We start from the raw sequence: 17147 nt of genomic DNA on the forward strand, positions 1-17147 counted from the left end.
CATGAGACTCGAAAAACGCAACCACATCTCCCCCGCCGCCTACGTGGCGGCGCCGGTGGGCGCCGTGGTGTTCACCCTGCTCATCAGCGGCCTGCTGGTGCTGTGGGCCGGCGCGCCCGTGGGACGTACCTATGGGCTGCTGCTGCAGGGTGCGTTCGGCTCGGTGTTTGCGCTGACCGAAACCCTGACGCGTGCCACGCCGCTGATCCTGACCGGGCTGGCCGCCGCCGTGGCCTTCCGCGCACGGCTGTTCAACATCGGGGCCGAGGGGCAGCTTTATTCGGGCGCGCTGGCCGCCGTGGCCGTGGGCGGCTTGCACGGCGGCACGGGCCTCGAATGGTCGCCCTGGGTGCTGTTCCCGTTGATGATGCTGGCGGCGGCCCTGGCCGGGGCCCTGCTGCTGCTGGGCCCGGCGCTGATGAAATCGCGGCTGGGGGTGGACGAAGTGGTGACCACGCTGCTGCTCAACTTCATCATGCTGCTGCTGGTGTCGGCCCTGCTCGATGGTCCGATGAAAGACCCGCTCTCCATGGGCTGGCCGCAGAGCGTGGCGCTGCAGGGTGACATGGAGCTGTCCAAACTGGTGCCGCAGACGCGCCTGCACACGGGGCTGCTGTGGGCCATCGGCCTTGCGCTCATGCTCTGGGCCATTTTGCGGCGCACGGTGCCGGGCTTCGACATCCGCGCAGCAGGCGCCAATGCGCGGGCGGCGGCGTTTGCGGGCGTGCCCATCACCCGCACCGTGGTGCTGGTGGCCCTGCTCTCGGGCGGGCTGGCGGGGTTGGCCGGCGCCATCGAGGTGGCGGGCCGCACGGGCTACGTCACGCTCGACATGTCACCGGGCTATGGCTACAGCGGCATCGTCATCGCCATGCTGGCCGGGCTGCACCCTTTGGGCGTGATCGCGGCGGGCACCTTCGTGGCCGGCGTGCTGGTGGGGGCCGACAGCATGAGCCGCGCGGTGGGCGTACCCACCTACATCGCCGACGTGATCGTGGCCACGTCGCTCATTGCAGTGCTCGTCGCGACCCTGCTCACGCAATACCGGGTGAAGTGGAAATGACCGAGTTGCTCGACATCCTGGCCAACCCGGCCTTCTGGATCGCCACCCTGCGCGTGGCCACGCCCCTCATCCTGGGCACGCTCGGGGTGCTGCTGTGCGAGCGTGCCGGCGTGCTCAACCTGGGCATCGAGGGCATCATGGTCGCAGGCGCCTTCACGGGCTGGCTCGCGGTGTATGCCGGCTACGGCCTGTGGACCGGGGTGCTGGTGGCTGCGCTCACGGGCGCGGCATTTGGGCTCTTGCATGCCTGGCTCACGGTGGGGCTGGCGCTGTCGCAGCACGTCTCGGGCCTGGGCATCACGCTGCTGGCCACGGCGCTCAGCTACTACGGCTACCGCGTGAGCTTCCCCAAGGTGAACACGCCGCCTACCATCGAACCCTTCGCCCCCATGGAGTGGCTGGGCATTCCCATTCTCTCGGCGCAGACGCCGCTGACCCTGCTGGCGCTGGCCCTGGTGCCCATACTGGCCTGGGTGCTCATGCGCACCCCGCTGGGCCTGGCCGTGCGCATGGTGGGCGAGAACCCGCAGGCGGCCGAAGGCCAGGGCCTGTCGGTCGCGGCCACGCGCACGGGCACCATCGTGGCGGGCTCGGCGCTGATGGGGGTGGCGGGCTCCTTCCTCACGCTGTCAGCGTTCAACGCCTTCTTCTTCAACATGGTCAACGGGCGCGGCTGGATCTGCGTGGCACTGGTGGTGTTTGCCTCGTGGCGGCCCGGCAAGGCACTGCTGGGCGCCCTGCTGTTCGCCTTTTTCGATGCATTGCAGCTGCGCCTGCAGCAGGCCGGCGATGCCTGGCTGCCCTACCAGTTCTACCTGATGCTGCCCTATCTGTTGTCCATCCTGGCGCTGGTGATGGTGGCGCGCAAGGCGGCCTACCCGCAGGCGCTGATGAAGCCCTATCGCAAGGGCGAGCGATGAGCGTGGCCCGATGCCTGGCAGCGCTGGCACTGGTCTGCGGCGCGCCCGCCCATGCCCTGGGCATGGATGTGCCCTACGAACGCTTTGCCACCGCCGACGCGGTGGACTGGGTGCAGGTGTGCGGCCAATGGCCCACGCGCAAGAACGAGGGGGTCTACCGCATCGTGCATGGCTCGCAGTACGCGCAGTCGTTTCTGTACCTGCAGTGGATGCAGCGTGACGACAACGGTACTTTGCAGGCAGTGCACACCCAGGGCATTCCCGAGCTCAACAGCGACCATGCGGAGATCACCCTGACCCGCATCGCCTGCCGCAGCACGCGCACCGGCATCCGCATCACCGCGCAGGCCCGCTCGGGGCACGAAGACAGGCTGCGCAACATCACCATCGAGGCCGGCCACCGGCCTGGCGTCTACCGCTACACGCCCACCCCCAGGCGGTGATGTGATCGAACACGCCACACTGGCCCTGCACTCTGCCGTTCTGGCCCGCTGGCAGCACACGGGCACTGACGACAGCCCCACCACGGTGCTGCCCGATGGCTGCAGCGACCTCATCCTGCACATCGATGCCCAGGGTGCATGCGGCTGGCATATCTCCCCGTTGGGCAGTAGGGCCCTGCAGGTGCCCGGCCGTGCGGGCGAGCTGTGGCTGGGCTACCGCCTGCAGCCAGGTGTGAGTATCCAGCACACGCCACTGCTGTCCGCCGCGCAGGCCCTGTGGCAGCAGGCGCAGGGGCATGCACGCGCCAGCGCTGCGCCCCCCTGCATCGATACGGCGCTGGAAACTGCAGTCCTGGAGGCCATCGACACCCATGTGCACCTGGACTTGCGTGCCCAGGAGGCCCTGCACACCCTGGCCCATGCCCCATCCGTGGGCCAGGCGGCCAAGTCGCTCGGCGTATCGGAACGCAGCCTGGAGCGCATGGCCCTGCAGGCCACGGGTCAGCCGCCGCGCTTTTGGCGGGCGCTGGCCCGCGTTCGCCGCGCGGCCCAGGCACTGGGCACCCATGCGCCCCTGGTCGCCATTGCAGCAGACCATGGCTATGCCGACCAGGCCCATTTCAGCCGCGACTGCCTGCGCTGGCTGGGCGCCACACCCATGCGGCTGCGCCAGTCCCCGGCGCTGCTGGCCACGGTCGCGCAGGCGGGCTATGGGTAATCAATCCGCAGGCGGCGGCCCCATGGGCGTACACAGTTCCACCAGCGCATCGTTGATGTCGGCCACATAGGCCACCGTCTGGCCCCAGGGCATCTGCTCGGGCGCCTGTACCAGGCGGGCTCCGGCGGCCACGGCACGCTCCACCGCGGCGGCCACGTCCGCTGTGGTGAATGCGATCTCGAAGCTCGGTGCGCCGGCCGAGGCCCGCTGCGGGTTCTTGCCCAATTCGGTCATCAGGCGCAGCGACGAGAAGGCCAGCGCCGTGGCACCCGTGTCCAGTTCGCCAAAATCCCCGGCCTCGTGCACGAAGCGGCGTTTGAGGCCAAAGGCGGCCTCGTAGAAGGCAATGGTGCGGGGCACGTCTTGGACGTAGAGAATGGTGTAGCCAAATTGCATGGAAGAATTCCTTCAAAAAGAACGGTCTTGGGCCAAGCTTAGGGGCGCCCAGCCCCCAGGTCTTGAACAAACCCGACAAATCCGCACAAGCACACGGGCCCTGCCGCCAACGGCATCCTCAAGCACCCTCTACACTGGCAAATACCACGCTGCCACAGCCCCGCACACACCATCACCCCCATGCTCGACCTGCTCATCCACAACGCCACCCTGCCCGACGGCCGCAGCAACATGTCCGTGGCCGTGCAGGACGGCCGCATCGCCGAAGTGACCGAGGGCCTGCAGGCCCCGGCCAACGAGACGCTGGACGCCGGCGGCCTGCTGCTGAGCCCGCCCTTCGTGGACGCACATTTCCACATGGATTCCACGCTGAGCTACGGCCAGCCGCGCGTGAACCAGAGCGGCACCCTGCTCGAAGGCATTGCGCTGTGGGGCGAGCTCAAGCCGCAGCTCACGCACGAGGCCATCGTGCAGCGCGCGCTGCAATACTGCGACTGGGCCGTGGCCCAGGGGCTGCTGGCAATCCGCTCGCATGTGGACACCAGCGACCCGAGCCTGCTGCCGGTGCGTGCGCTGCTCGACGTGAAACAGCGCGTGGCGCCCTACCTCAACCTGCAGCTGGTGGCATTTCCGCAGGACGGCGTGTTGCGCTCCACAGGCGGGCTGGACAACCTGAAGCGCGCGCTTGACCTGGGCGTGGACGTAGTGGGCGGCATCCCGCACTTCGAGCGCACCATGGCGCAGGGGGCCGAGAGCGTGAAGATTCTGTGCGAGCTGGCCGCCAGCCTGGGCAAGCGGGTGGACATGCACTGCGACGAGTCGGACGACCCGCTCTCGCGCCATGTGGAGACGCTGGCGCATGAAACCCACCGCCTGGGCCTTCATGGCCGCGTGGCGGGCTCGCACCTCACGTCGATGCACAGCATGGACAACTACTACGTGAGCAAGCTCATTCCGCTGATGGCCGAGGCGCAGCTGGGCGTGGTGGCCAACCCGCTGATCAACATCACCCTGCAGGGCCGGCACGACACCTACCCCAAGCGCCGCGGCATGACGCGCGTGCCCGAGCTGATGGCCGCGGGCCTGACCGTGGCCTTTGGGCACGACTGCGTGATGGACCCCTGGTACGGCGGCGGCAGCGCCGACATGCTCGAAGCCGCCCACATGGGCCTGCACGTGGCCCAGATGACCAGCCAGGCGGCGATGCGCCAGTGCTTCGAGGCGGTGACCACCAATCCCGCAAAACTGCTGGGCCTGGAAGGCTACGGCCTTGCCGTCGGCTGCCATGCCGACTTCGTGCTGCTGCACGCGCGCAACCCCGTCGAGGCCATCCGCCTGCGGTCTGCCCGCCTGGCGGTGTACCGGCGTGGCCAGAAGATCGCCAGCAGCCCCGCACCCGTGGCCCGCCTGGCCCTGCCCGGCAGGCCGGACAGCGTGGGGTTTCTGGCGGAGTGATCAGTGCGCGGGGCCAGCCAGGCTGAGCGTAACCACCCCGGCCACCACCAGCACCAGTCCGGCGAACCGAATGCCCGAGAGCGGCTCACCAAACAGCGCCATCCCCAGCAGCGCCGTCAACGCCAGTCCGCTGCCTGCCCACACCGCATAGGTGGTGCCCATGCCGATGTGCTTCATGGCCAGTGACATCCACCACACCGCCAGCACGTAGCAGGCCCCAGCGGCCACCGAGGGCGCCACGCGGGACAAGCCATCCGATTGCCTGAGCGCCACGGTACCAGCCACTTCAGAGGTGACACTGGCCGCCAGCAACAGCCAGGCCAGGGGTTTTGCTTCCAACAGATACGCCAACGCCATAGGCACTCCATATGCCCGCCAGCCGCTTGTACCGAGCGGAGCGAACAGACAGACGACAGGAAAGCGGTACCCGAAAGGAATGAGCAGAACGAACGGCTATGACTCTACACGGCTTCGCGCAGGGGCCTGTGACAGGGGGCCGTGGCCGGTACACCCCCCGCAGTGCCACCGATGCTCAGAGAGCGGGCACGGCATTGGCTGCCGCCACCGCCCTCTCGGGCGCCTGCACCACCTCCACCCGGTTGCGCCCGCGCTTCTTGGCCAGGTACATGGCCTCGTCGGCACGCTGCAGTGCTGCATCAGGCGTGTCACCCGCAGTGCACAGGGTGACTCCGATGCTCACCGTCAGTGCAATCGGCCCCCGGGCTGTGGGCATCGGCTGTGCGGCGACCATGGCGCACAGGCGCTCGGCCACGATGCAGGCTCCCTCGTAGCCGGCGTTGGGCAGCACGATGGCGAACTCTTCTCCTCCCAGGCGGCCCAGCACGTCTTCACGGCGCAGGCAGCGGTTGGCCAGCAGCACGAAGTGGCGCAGCACCTCGTCGCCGCATTGGTGGCCCCAGGTGTCGTTGACCTTCTTGAAGTGGTCCAGATCGATCACCAGCACGGGGGGCCCGCCCCCCGCCGTGCGCTGGGCATGGCTCATGGCCTTGTCCAGCAGGGTCAGAAAGGCCCGGCGGTTGAACACATTGGTCAGCGGGTCCACCTCGGCCAGGTGCCGCAGTTCGCTGGTGATGAATTCATTGGCCAGCATCAGCGTCCCAAAGGCCAGCAGCAGCAGCGCCACCAGGGACTCCAGCACCACGAACTGCGAGATCTGGGCCACCACGGTCGCGTTCAGCGGCCCGTCCATCGGGCCGTCTCCCAGGGTGAACAGCAGCGGTCGCAGCAGCAGGAACAGGCCATGCCCCCCGGCAGCCGCCGCGAACATGTAGCGGGCAGGCACCAGCCCGATGCCCCCATGGGCCAGCGTGCGGGCCGTCAGCAGGAAAAACACCCCGGCACCCAGGCCCGCAAAGACGAAGCGCATGCCCAGATGCGGTCGCACCACGGTGAAAAAGACCGCAAGCAGCACCAGCGCCCCTATGGCCACTGCCGCATATCCATGCGACACCGCACGCCGCCCCATGTAGGCACGGGCGCCCAGCAGGCACAGATAGGCCGCCAGTGACACCGACCCCTGCGAGAGCACCACCGACACCACCTCGGGCAACTGCCCGCGCGCCAGCAAGCCCACGCCGAACACGAAGGCAAAGAAATACGACAGCATCCACAGCCTCAGGCCCGGGATATTCCTGTTGAAGTGCCACATCGCAAACAGCACGGCGGTGACCAGTGCAGACAGGATGGCAGCGAGGATGACGAGTGTGGGACTGTGCACTGAGGGTTAAAGGCTGGCGGTTGTCGGGCGCGCGCGTTGGTCGAGCAACAATCAGTGATGGAATGCCGATGGGGCCCCAATGTTACCCTTGCGCCATGACCGGTGTCTGACTGTGTTGCTGCAGGTTTGCTGAAAACAAACACCTGTGCCAGCCCGCATCCAGAGAAATGGCTGCGCACCACGCCCCGCCCTGCAGCCACGCGCCTTCACCATGATCGCCACGCACTCGCCCATCCTCATCGCCCATCCTGACGCGACCATCTTCCACTGCGGCAAAGACGGAATCGAGGAGATCGCCTACCAGGACACCGAGCACTACCGGTGACCCGTGATTTCCTCATGGACCCGCAACGCATGCTGGACCAATTGTTCGCGCAGTAGCGCTCCAACCCACCGGGAGAACCCCGCCTTGGCCATCGATCACAGCATCCCGCCGGCACTGCACAGCGACGGAGCACGCTTTCGCGGCGCTTTCAGCGGCGATGGCAGCGTGATGTCGGGCACCTGGTCGCTGCAGGCCCAGGGCAGCGCGAACTGGGAGCCGTGGATAAGCGTGGTGCTCAGGCAAGAAAGCCGCGTGGGCTGAAGGCCTGCCACAAGGAGACCGCCGCCATGCGCAGACACGCGACCGCCTTCATTGCCGCGTTGACTTTCAGCGACGCCACCAGGGCCGAAGCCGCCCTGACGGACCTGATCCTCCTGATACCCAAGATCATCCTCATGGGCCTCTACCAGGAGCTGGCACGGCCCTGGGTGCTGGGCACCATCTGGGGGATCGCTGCGCTGTGCTGGGTGGCGTATTTCGTGACCGGCCGCGATGCGGTGGGCGACCTGATGGACCGATTCAGCCGCCCGGGCAAATCCCTGTTTAACCCGACCACCTACGGCGCCATGGGCTTCGTGGCCGTCGCGTCGCTGGTCTACGTTCTCATCGGCTACGCGGTATGGGGCTCGCCTCCAGAGCGCCGTGAAAGCCCGGCCTACCAGCACAATGCAACCAGGCAACCAGCCAAGCCCCGCGTCAAGCACACCTTGCCCTACCCCTACGGCAAGTCGCCTCGCAATGCCCGGGGCGAATGGCCGAGCTCCAGCGACACCCTGCCCGACCAGCCCTACCTGGCCTATGGCGGCAGTGCCATCCTGCTGCTGCGCAACCCCGGGGATGAAGGCCTCTGGGCACGCCTGTGCGCGGCCGAGGCCGATCCATGCGTTCCGCTGAGGCAGATCTACCTGGAACCACGGCATGCCTACAGCACCGAGCGGCTGGACGCAGGCCGCTACCGGGTCATCTACACCCAGACCAGCGGAAAGAACCTGTCGGGAAGCAGCGCCGCCTTCCATCTGGGCAAGAACCCGGCGGGCGCCGAAACGGTGGTCCTGTCGGACTTTCAGCAATAGGCGACAGGCCGGGCGGCCCGCCAGCCGTCAGCCCGCCACCACGTTGCACTCCCGGCGCAGCAGCGCCAGGGCATCGTGCATCTGGTAGTCCATGTCGCTCAGCAGCGTGGCCTGCGACTCCTGCACGAAGCTGTTCCACAGGTCCACATAGTCGGCCTGGCGTGCACCGGGCGCATTCGCGCGGATGAAATCCGCGGCCAGCGCGGGCTGCCAGCCGCTCTTGCGCAGCTTGCGCACCAGGCTGGCGGCGGTCTTTTCGGTCAGCACCGTCTTCTTGGGCGTGGCGGTGGCCAGGCACAGGAACAGGGTGAGCAGGCTGGGCTCGTCCTCGTTGCCCTGCACCGTCTTCGTCCAGGTCTTGCTGGCGGGCTGGGGCGCATCGCCCTCTTCGTCCAGGTCGGCCAGGTTGCGGTGGTAGTCGTCCACCTCGGCCAGCGGGTCGTCGAGCAGAAAGTAGCGCGCGCGGAAACCGCTGGTGGGCCGCAGCAGGTTGCGCAGCGGGGTGGCAGCGTCGAGCAGCTTGGGCAGGTCGGCCAGCACGGCAGCGCGCTGCGCCTCCACCACGTCTTTCAGGTCCGCAGGCAGGCCCGGCGGCAGCGACAGCCTGACCTGGTCGGCCGTGGTCTTCTTCTTGCGGTGGGCGGTCGCGATCTTCTCGAACACCACGGCGTTGGGCCAGTCGCCCACCTTGGGGGCCAGGGCCTGCAGCAGCAGGCCGGCGCGGACCACGGCCTCCGCGTCGGCACCCGACTCTTCGAGCGCATCGTCGTCCAGGTCGTACTGCTCGGCCATCCACCGGGCGGCGCTGATGGCCGCTGCGATCTGGCTGCGGCGCGCCAGCTCGGCGCGGTAGTCGGCATGGCTGCGCAGGGACCACACGGCCAGCAGCGGCGTTTCGGCGTCGGCATAGCCGCCCATGCCGAAGTTGCTGCTCTCGGGCATGGCGATCAGGCGCTTGAGCATGTCCGAGCCGCCCTTGGAGCGCGACAGGAAGGAGTTGTCGCGCAGCGATACCGCCGCCTTCTGCAGGTCGCCATCCGTGGTGTCCAGGAGGAACAGGCTGATCAGGTTGACCATGCGGTCACGGGCCTTTTCCAGCTCCGGGCGCAGGAACTCGCTGCCGAAGTAGCGTGCGATCTGCACCATGCCCTTGGGGGCGTCGGTGTTCATTGCCGCCAACTTCGCCGCGTCGATGATGCCGTGCGCCACGCCGTGGGCCAGGGCCTTTTCAAAGAACGGGCGCGCATCGTGCAGTTGCAGCGCGTTGGCGGCTGCAGGCGGATCGATGGCAGGAGATGTATCGTGCGCGGTCATGGTCGCTTAAATCGCCGATTCCTCGTCGGAAGCGCGCGCAGCGGGCGTGGCCTTGCCGCGGTCGGTCTCGCTGGTCTCGAACTTGCCGTCGTCCTCTTCCGCCGCCTCGTCGCCCTCCTCCAGGCCCAGGTCGAAGGCACGGGCCTTGGCGCGCAGCACCAGCAGGGTTTCGATGAACAGGTCGCGGCACTCGTAGCGCAGCAGCCAGGCCATCTGCATCCAGTCGCGGTCGGCCACCTCATCCTGGTCGATGCGCGGCTGCACATAGCCCGAGGCCAGCAGTTCGTCGTCGGTCAGCGTGGGGCCGTAGTCTTCCACCGCGTCGAAAGTGCCGGTGCGGGCAAAGGCCTCGATGCGGCTCCACTTTTCGGCAAAGTAGTTGGCCAGGGCCTCGCTGCCGCCCTCCAGGTCGCCAATGGCGGTGAGGAAGGCCACCGGGTCGGCATCGTCGCGGAACACCACGGCGTTGACCATGTTGCGCAGGTGCGTGTGGGTAAGGTCCTTGTACTGCTTTTCGAGCACCATGGCGCGCGCAAACTGCTCGGGCGTGACCAGCAGGTTGACCACCGAGGCCTTGGAGTCGTCGTACTCGCGCATCACGGCCAGGATGTCCTTGGGCGCAAGCTGGTCCAGCACCACCATCAGGGCTTTGTCGCCATCGGTGTCGGCCAGCTCGGCCAGCGCCGACTCGGCGCCCACGATGTCGCCAGCCGCGATGAGGCTGGTGGTCTTGGTGATCAGGGCCAGGTGGTTGTTGCTCATGGTCAGTCCTTGCGGTCAAAGCCTACGTCGGACAGCCAGTTGTCGCTGGCCTCGTCGCGGGAGCGGGCGTTGTGCGGGTCGGCGGCGTCGTCGGCGCTCAGGTTGTCGTAATCGTCGTCGTGCTCGGCGGCGTCTTCATCGTCGCCCTCTTCCTCGGCTTCGGCATGCTGGGCCGCAGGCGCCAGGCGCGAATGCACCTGCAGGTATTCGAGGCCCGCTGCCACGGCCATGAAGCGCTCGCCACCGGGTTCGGCCAGCACCGTCTTGGCCAGGCCTGCAGCCCAGGGTTCGAGCAGCACCGCCCCGTCGGCCAGGGTGTTCCAGGCCGGCAGGTTGTCAGCGCCCCTGCTGATCAGGTTTTCCAGCGCCGCAGGGCGCGCGAAGCGAAAGCCCTGGTGAAAGACCACGGCCACCATCTCGGGGGCCAGCTCCATCATCTGCACGAGAAAGGCGATTTCGCTGCGCTTTTGCGTGAGCCGCTTGCGCAGCACGTCCTTGCCTTCGGAATCCTGGGTCAGGTCATCGAGCTCGGCCTGGTAGGCCGAACGCAGGTCATAAAAATAGGGAGAGAGTTTCACGAAGGAAGAATGCCTTGGGTATAGGTGTGCCAGATTTCCTGGGCGGTCTGCAGCGGGTCGTCCAGCAGGTTGCGGCGGCGGTTGTCGTCGTAGGCCTGGCGGGCTTCGTCGTCGGACAGCACGTCGTAGGCCTTCTGCACCAACTGGAAGCGCTGCGCAGCATCGGGCGCCGGGTTGCGGTCCGGGTGGTAGAAGGCCGCCTTCTGGCGGTAGGCCTTCTTGATGTCGGCGAGCGAGGCGTTGGCCGCCAGCCCAAGGGCAGCGTAGTGGTCTGCGGTCATGGATTTGAAGGGTTGCTGCGGCCAGGCGCTAGGAGCGTGAGCGGAAGAAGGCATCGAAGCGAAACGCTCGAAAACCGAGGATCGCTGGGTAGCACCGACAAGCCCAGGGTGGACCCCTGGGCGCAGGAAGTGATACCCGGCGAGACCGGTTTGTCGAGCGTTGCAGCCGATGCTCCTTCTGCCGCGCACGCTCCTAGCCTCGCAGCCACCAGCCTTTTAACCACCCAGGCTCACGTAAACGTTCTGCACGTCGTCGTTGGAGTCGATGGCGGCCAGAAAGGTTTCCACTTCTTCCAGCTGTTCTGCAGTGAGGTTGGCGGGGTTCACCGGGTTCTTGGGCTTGTAGCCCAGCTTGGCCGACAGCACCGTGAAGCCCTGGGCCGGCAACGCGCGGCTCACCAGATCGAGGTCGGTCGGGTCGGTCCAGAAGGTGGTGGTGCCTTCTTCGTCGCCGGCTTCAAAGTCCTGCGCACCGGCCTCGATGGCGGCCAGTTCGGGGTCGGCACCGGCGCTGGCGGGCTCGGCTTCGATCATGCCCACGTGGTTGAAGTCCCAGGCCACCGAGCCGGAGGTACCCAGTTGGCCCTTGCGGAACAGCACGCGCATCTCGGGCGCGGTGCGGTTGACGTTGTCGGTCAGGCACTCGACCATCACCGCCACCTGGTGGGGGGCAAAGCCCTCATAGATCACGTGTTCGTAGTTGACCGCGTCGGCGCCCGTGCCCGAGCCCTTCTTGATGGCGCGCTCCAGCGTTTCCTTGGGCATGGAGACCTTGCGGGCTTGCTCGACCACGAGGCGCAGGCGTGCATTGCCGGCCGGGTCGGCACCGCCGCGTGCAGCGACCATGATTTCCTTGACCAGCTTGCCAAACAGCTTGCCCTTGGCATCAGCGACCTGTGCCTTGCCTTTTGCTTTCCACTGCGCGCCCATGTTGGATCTCTTCCTAGGTGGTGTATTGGTTGTTGGCGCGCCAGGGCGCCCAAATGGAGGTCAAGGGCTGGGATCGGGGGCCGCAGGGCGTTGTAAAAAAGCCGCAGGGCACAACCCAGCCGAACCCTGTAGGGTACCACTGTCACACCATCGGCCCGCAGGTATTTGTGCATGCCCCCGCCGGGGTAATCTCGGAGCCTGCAATCTTCGTGGAGACCGGATGCTCAACACCCTGTGGCTGGGTTTTTTCATCGTCGCCGCCATGGCGGCCTTTGCCCAGTGGCTGGTGGGCGGCAATGCGCAGATCTTCGGCGCCATGGTCGAGGCGCTGTTCGCCATGGCCAAACTGTCGGTCGAGGTGATGGTGCTGCTGTTCGGCACGCTCACGCTGTGGCTGGGCTTTTTGCGCATTGCCGAAAAGGCCGGCATCGTCGACGCCCTCGCCCGCTGGCTGGCGCCGCTGTTCGCCAAGCTCATGCCCGAGGTGCCGCGCGGCCACCAGTCGCTGGGGCTGATCACGCTGAACTTTGCCGCCAACGCCCTGGGGCTGGACAACGCGGCCACGCCCATGGGCCTGAAAGCCATGCGCTCGCTGCAAGAGCTCAACCCCCGGCCCGATACCGCCACCAACGCGCAGATCCTGTTCCTGGTGCTCAACGCATCCTCGCTCACCTTGCTGCCGGTGACCATCTTCATGTACCGCATGCAGCAGGGCGCGCCAGACCCGACGCTGGTCTTTCTGCCCATCCTGCTGGCCACCTCCGCCTCCACCCTGGTCGGGCTCGTGACGGTCGCCATCGTGCAGCGGCTGCCGCTGTGGCACCCCGTGGTGCTGGCCTACCTGCTGCCCGTGGCGCTGCTGCTGGGCGGCTTCATGGCCTTGCTGACCACGCTGAGCGCGGCGGCGCTGGCCAGCCTGTCATCGCTGCTGGGCAACCTCACGCTGTTTTCGCTGGTGGTGATGTTCGTGGTGCTGGGCGCCTGGCGCAAGGTGGCCGTGTACGAGGCCTTCATCGAGGGCGCGCGCGAGGGCTTCGACGTGGCAAAGGGCCTGCTGCCCTACCTGGTCGCCATGCTCTGCGCGGTGGGCGTGTTCCGCGCCTCGGGCGCGCTGGGCTATGTGCTCGACGCGATCCGCTGGTGCGTGGAGGCGGTCGGCGCCGACACGCGCTTTGTGGACGCATTGCCCACCGCCCTGGTCAAGCCCTTCTCGGGCAGCGCCGCCCGCGCCATGCTGATCGAGACCATGCAGACCCAGGGCGTGGACAGCTTTGCGGCGCGTGCGGCCGCCATCATCCAGGGCAGCACCGAGACCACCTTCTATGTGCTGGCGGTGTACTTTGGCGCGGTGGGCATACAGCGTGCACGGCACGCGGTGGCGTGTGCGCTGCTGGCGGAGCTGGCCGGGGTCATCGCAGCGATTGCTGTCTGCTACTGGTTTTTCGGTTAAGGAAGGTCTGCAAAACCTCCCCGCCTGATCCTCCCCAGCGCCAGGCCAAGCATCCAAGACAATGGCGCCATGGATCAATACACCCTGGGCCTGGACCCACTGCCCAAGAAGACCCGCAAGGAGGTCTTTCTCGATGAGATGGATCAAGTCGTGCCCTGGGCAACGCTGGTGGCCCTCATTGCCCCGTTCGCCCGAGGTGCACACCAGGCCCTGGGTGGGCGCCCACCGTTCCCCATCGAGACCATGCTGCGCATCCACTGCTTGCAGCTGTGGTGGAACCTGAGCGATCCGGCCATGGAAGAAGAACTGCACGAGCGGCCGCTGTACCGCCGCTTTGCCGGCCTAGACGGCGCAGCGCGCATGCCCGATGAGACCACCATCCTGCGCTTTGGCTAAACCCCAAGTCCACGCCATCTGCTGGAGAAGCACCAACTGGCTCCCCAGGTACTGGCCGCCATCAACACCGGACTGGCCCAGCAGGGCCTGATGCTCAAGACCGGCACCATCGTGGACGCCACCATCATTGCGGCGCCGAGTTCGACCAAGAACAAAGAGGGCGAGCGCGACCCCGAGATGCACCAGACCAAGAAGAGCAACCAGTGGCACTTTGGAATGAAGGCACACATTGGCGTGGATGCCGACTCGGGACTGGTGCACACCATCATCGGCACAGCAGCCAACGTCAACGATGTGACGCAGGCAGCAGGACTGCTGCATGGCAAAGAGAAGCATGCCTGGGGTGACGCGGGCTACCAGGGCGTGGACAAGCGCCAGGAGATGCAAGGGAGCAAAGCCAAGGCCAGGATCAAGTGGCACGTGGCCATGCGCCCGGGCAAGCGCAAGGCGCTCGATGCCAATCGGGAGCTGCACAAACTGCTGGAGAAGGTCGAGCGACTGAAGGCCAGCGTGCAGGCCAAGGTGGAGCACCCGTTCAGGGTGATCAAGCAGCATTTTGGGTATGCCAAGCTGCGCTACCGGGGTCTCCAAAAGAACACGGCGCGCCTGACGATGCTGTTTGCGCGGGGCAATCTGTGGATGGCCAGGAAGCGGATCATGGAGCTGCAGGGATAGGTGCGACTGCGGGGTCCCGAAGTGGCACCGCAAGGGCTGAAACAGGCCTGCAAACCATGCCGACTGGGCCAGAAAAAAGCGGATTGTGCAGGAATCAGGCGACCCCGCGCTCAACATCGGGCTGTGCCGGTCTGGCGAATGGGGTTTTGCAGACCTTCCCTGGGTAACGTGTAAAGAAATGTTTGCCAAGTGCGCCGCCTCCGGCTAAAAAGCTCTGGGAAAAAGAGGAGGGTCTATGTACTACACCGGGCTGAAGAAGATTGAAGATCCAAAAGTTCGCCGTCGCACAGTCGTAGGCCTTCAGGATCTACGAAAGGCGTTGTCCAAGGAGATTCCGTCGCGTTCCGCAATTGACACCCTGTTATTGGCGACATGGAACATCAGAGAGTTCGATTCCGAAAAGTATGGATATCGGGGTGATGAGCAGTACTTCTATATTGCAGAGATAATCAGTCGATTCGATCTCATCGCAATACAGGAAGTACGAGACGGCTTGTACCCGCTTCAAAAGCTCCGCCGCATATTGGGGGATGACTGGCAGTTTTTGGTCACCGACGTCACACTCGGCGATTCCGGCGCTACGGAGCGAATGGCCTATTTTTACGACAGTCGTAAGGTTAGCTTTACCGGTTTGGCCGCCGAGTTGGTGCTCCCCAAAGCGCGCAATGCCAAAGAAAACCCACTTCAGCTTGCTCGATCCCCTTACATTGCCGGCTTTCGCGCAGGCTGGGCATACCTGACACTCGCGACGGTCCACATTTACTACGGTAAAGGAGTAAAGGTTGATCCTAGGCGGCTCGAGGAAATTAGGGTTTTTGCCAAAACAATTGCCGAGAACGCACCACGCCTTTCAGGTGCCCCGCAATATGAGCCGGGCGCAAGATCCAAAGCCGATAATCTTATTATTTTAGGCGATTTTAACATCTTCAACAGAGAAGACGTCACAATGCAGGCCATCACTGAGGCCGGCTTCAAAGTACCCGAAGAACTGCAAGAAATCCCAGGAACCAACGTCGCAAAAGAGAAAAAGCACTACGACCAGATTGCCTACTTTAATGGGCTATCTCGAATGAAGTCAACAGGTAAAGCTGGTGCTTTCGACTTCTACAATCATGTTTATCGAATCGGTGACGAGGAACTCTACAACGACGAGCGGGGCGAATACCCAAAGGTGAGCTACAGGGAATGGCGAACATTTCAAATGAGCGATCACCTTCCCATGTGGATTGAACTGCAAATAGACGACACTGACAGCTATCTTGGCGACCTCATTCAAGATATAGACAAATAATCGCAATATCAATGTTTTCAATCGAACATCCAAGCCTATGCAAAGCAGCACTTCAGTTCCCCAGCGGCCTTCATTGCGTACGCGTTCCTGGCGAAAGCACGTCGAGAATAATTCTTAAGGCCCCCGTGGGCTACCTCTTGCCCGCGAAAGTCAACAAGGGGTTCCGAATTTACGTGGTGCCTATTAACTTTCCTTCTGGCGCCTCAGTGGGACTTCTGTGCGCCTTCTTTGATGATGAAGAAGAGCCCTTGACGATTTGGCGTCCGCTTGACAATACAGGTCAATCAGCCGACCTAATTCATGCCATTCTAAGACCCGACGTTCTTGTCCATTTATTCGACGATCATAATCGAGAGCGTCTTGGGTATCGTGCAGAAATAATCGTGCCACTTCTAGCAAAGGTCCAACTAGAGCACATCAAGTACGGCCCACAAACTCATGAAACTGAGCACCTATCACACCAACACTCCAAGATATGGTTTGGGCTTAGAAATAGTGAGAATGATGCCAACTCGATTCGGGTCGAATTCAAGGAATCACTTGTTCCAGAAGACATCGTCACAATTGACTTCAGAGAAGAAGTTAACAACTTCAACAATGGTCAAGGATTCATTTTCTCGACCCTTGAACGTCCGGAACCGGGTTCATATCAAGAGTCGGACATCATAGGTCAACTGCGCAGAATTTTTCCGCCAGAGCAAATATATCACGCACCAAAGAGACACTACGATCTCGAGGAAATCGCAGACATAGTGGTCATTACGGATTTGACCTGTTTGATCGTTCAGGCCAAAGACTCTCCAAACACCAAGGCAACACTCGACCGAACCATTTCTAGAAAAAAGCGAGTATCCATCAATATGGTAAAAGAGGCTACAAAACAAGCCTCAGGAGCTATCAATTACCTCCGCAGGACTAGACCTCTGAGGATGATTCTAAACGATCGGGAAGTCACTATCGATCTCGGGAATCGCTCCGTCCTGTCGCTAGTGGTCGTAAGAGAGCTATTTCTGGACACATACGGGGAATACAGCAAGGAACTTTTCGCATTTCTCGACAAAGAAGACTTGCCATGTATCGCACTCGACTATGAAGAGTTGCATCAATACACGACCTTTTGCGGGGATGAGCACGGCTTTCTGCATGCGTACTTTCAATTATTTAACAACGCGAGAAATCTCGGCGAGTTTCCTCGATTGCGATTCGGCTTGGACGACGCCAAAAGGCTGTTGGGAGATACCAATTAGTATGCACAAAACTCGCTTTATTAAATTTTAACTATGGAAATCAAGCGCATTAGAGAGAAAATTATCGCACTCATCCCAGTAACTACGCGAGA

Annotated in this window: 18 protein-coding genes and 1 pseudogene; 11 read left to right on the forward strand and 8 right to left on the reverse strand. The window is 64.1% G+C overall.

All coding sequences use genetic code 11. The annotated features are described in order from the left end of the window. The first annotated feature begins 1 nt into the window (after position 1). The 4 genes from ASE28_RS17575 to ASE28_RS17590 are packed head-to-tail and all read left to right on the forward strand — an operon-like array spanning position 2 to position 3144. Complete coding sequence (locus tag ASE28_RS17575; RefSeq protein WP_057267784.1) at positions 2 to 1063, forward strand: ABC transporter permease; 1062 nt, start codon at positions 2 to 4, stop codon at positions 1061 to 1063. Further along, entirely contained in the window at positions 1060 to 1983 is a 924-nt protein-coding gene (locus tag ASE28_RS17580) for an ABC transporter permease (protein WP_057267785.1), read from the forward strand. Before ASE28_RS17575 ends, ASE28_RS17580 begins: the two co-directional genes overlap by 4 nt. Further along, positions 1980 to 2426: a hypothetical protein gene (locus tag ASE28_RS17585; protein ID WP_057267786.1), complete on the forward strand. Its 447-nt coding sequence runs from the start codon at positions 1980 to 1982 to the stop codon at positions 2424 to 2426. The genes ASE28_RS17580 and ASE28_RS17585 overlap by 4 nt, the downstream gene beginning before the upstream one ends. A gap of 1 nt (position 2427) precedes the next feature. Beyond that, positions 2428 to 3144 (forward strand): helix-turn-helix domain-containing protein, encoded by a 717-nt coding sequence (locus ASE28_RS17590; protein WP_057267787.1) that lies wholly within the window; start codon positions 2428 to 2430, stop codon positions 3142 to 3144. On the opposite strand, the gene ASE28_RS17595 is transcribed toward ASE28_RS17590, so the two are convergent. Further along, on the reverse strand, positions 3145 to 3540 hold the full coding sequence (locus tag ASE28_RS17595; protein ID WP_057267788.1) for a VOC family protein: 396 nt from the start codon (positions 3538 to 3540) through the stop codon (positions 3145 to 3147). Between the two features lie 180 nt (positions 3541 to 3720). On the opposite strand from ASE28_RS17595, the gene ASE28_RS17600 reads away from it, so the two are divergent. Then, a complete protein-coding gene (locus ASE28_RS17600; RefSeq protein ID WP_057267789.1) occupies positions 3721 to 4995 on the forward strand; it encodes an amidohydrolase family protein in 1275 nt (424 codons plus the stop codon). On the opposite strand, the gene ASE28_RS17605 is transcribed toward ASE28_RS17600, so the two are convergent. After that, the gene (locus ASE28_RS17605; RefSeq protein ID WP_057203276.1) at positions 4996 to 5334 is read right to left on the reverse strand and encodes a multidrug efflux SMR transporter; all 339 of its coding nucleotides are present in this window, start codon (positions 5332 to 5334) and stop codon (positions 4996 to 4998) included. Positions 5335 to 5527: 193 nt separating this feature from the next. Next, positions 5528 to 6733: a GGDEF domain-containing protein gene (locus ASE28_RS17610; protein WP_057267790.1), complete on the reverse strand. Its 1206-nt coding sequence runs from the start codon at positions 6731 to 6733 to the stop codon at positions 5528 to 5530. Positions 6734 to 7142: 409 nt separating this feature from the next. Here ASE28_RS17610 and ASE28_RS32100 point away from each other — a divergent pair, with 409 nt between their 5' ends. After that, on the forward strand, positions 7143 to 7319 hold the full coding sequence (locus ASE28_RS32100; protein WP_157422013.1) for a hypothetical protein: 177 nt from the start codon (positions 7143 to 7145) through the stop codon (positions 7317 to 7319). 26 nt (positions 7320 to 7345) lie between these two features. Beyond that, positions 7346 to 8131: a hypothetical protein gene (locus ASE28_RS17615; RefSeq protein WP_057267791.1), complete on the forward strand. Its 786-nt coding sequence runs from the start codon at positions 7346 to 7348 to the stop codon at positions 8129 to 8131. A gap of 27 nt (positions 8132 to 8158) precedes the next feature. On the opposite strand, the gene ASE28_RS17620 is transcribed toward ASE28_RS17615, so the two are convergent. The 5 genes from ASE28_RS17620 to ASE28_RS17640 all read right to left on the reverse strand — a co-directional run bounded on the left by ASE28_RS17620 (position 8159) and on the right by ASE28_RS17640 (position 11996). Continuing rightward, complete coding sequence (locus tag ASE28_RS17620) at positions 8159 to 9445, reverse strand: hypothetical protein (protein WP_057267792.1); 1287 nt, start codon at positions 9443 to 9445, stop codon at positions 8159 to 8161. 6 nt (positions 9446 to 9451) lie between these two features. Further along, positions 9452 to 10207, reverse strand: coding sequence for a hypothetical protein (locus ASE28_RS17625; RefSeq protein WP_057267793.1), 756 nt, complete (start codon positions 10205 to 10207; stop codon positions 9452 to 9454). A 2-nt stretch (positions 10208 to 10209) separates the two neighbouring features. Next, complete coding sequence (locus ASE28_RS17630; RefSeq protein WP_057267794.1) at positions 10210 to 10785, reverse strand: hypothetical protein; 576 nt, start codon at positions 10783 to 10785, stop codon at positions 10210 to 10212. Next, entirely contained in the window at positions 10782 to 11066 is a 285-nt protein-coding gene (locus ASE28_RS17635; RefSeq protein ID WP_057203201.1) for a DnaJ domain-containing protein, read from the reverse strand. Before ASE28_RS17635 ends, ASE28_RS17630 begins: the two co-directional genes overlap by 4 nt. 216 nt (positions 11067 to 11282) lie before the next feature. Further along, on the reverse strand, positions 11283 to 11996 hold the full coding sequence (locus ASE28_RS17640; protein WP_057203202.1) for a YebC/PmpR family DNA-binding transcriptional regulator: 714 nt from the start codon (positions 11994 to 11996) through the stop codon (positions 11283 to 11285). Positions 11997 to 12216: 220 nt separating this feature from the next. On the opposite strand from ASE28_RS17640, the gene ASE28_RS17645 reads away from it, so the two are divergent. From ASE28_RS17645 to ASE28_RS32105, 4 genes and pseudogenes are all read left to right on the forward strand, one after another. Continuing rightward, complete coding sequence (locus tag ASE28_RS17645) at positions 12217 to 13446, forward strand: nucleoside recognition domain-containing protein (protein ID WP_057267795.1); 1230 nt, start codon at positions 12217 to 12219, stop codon at positions 13444 to 13446. 69 nt (positions 13447 to 13515) lie between these two features. Further along, positions 13516 to 14517, forward strand: a pseudogene (locus tag ASE28_RS17650) (IS5 family transposase). Positions 14518 to 14752: 235 nt separating this feature from the next. Next, entirely contained in the window at positions 14753 to 15808 is a 1056-nt protein-coding gene (locus ASE28_RS17655) for an endonuclease/exonuclease/phosphatase family protein (protein WP_057267796.1), read from the forward strand. A 125-nt stretch (positions 15809 to 15933) separates the two neighbouring features. Beyond that, complete coding sequence (locus ASE28_RS32105; protein WP_157422014.1) at positions 15934 to 17055, forward strand: hypothetical protein; 1122 nt, start codon at positions 15934 to 15936, stop codon at positions 17053 to 17055. The last annotated feature ends 92 nt before the right edge of the window (positions 17056 to 17147 follow it).

This window comes from Acidovorax sp. Root219 (genome assembly GCF_001428665.1).
Classification (GTDB): Bacteria; Pseudomonadota; Gammaproteobacteria; order Burkholderiales; family Burkholderiaceae_C; genus Acidovorax.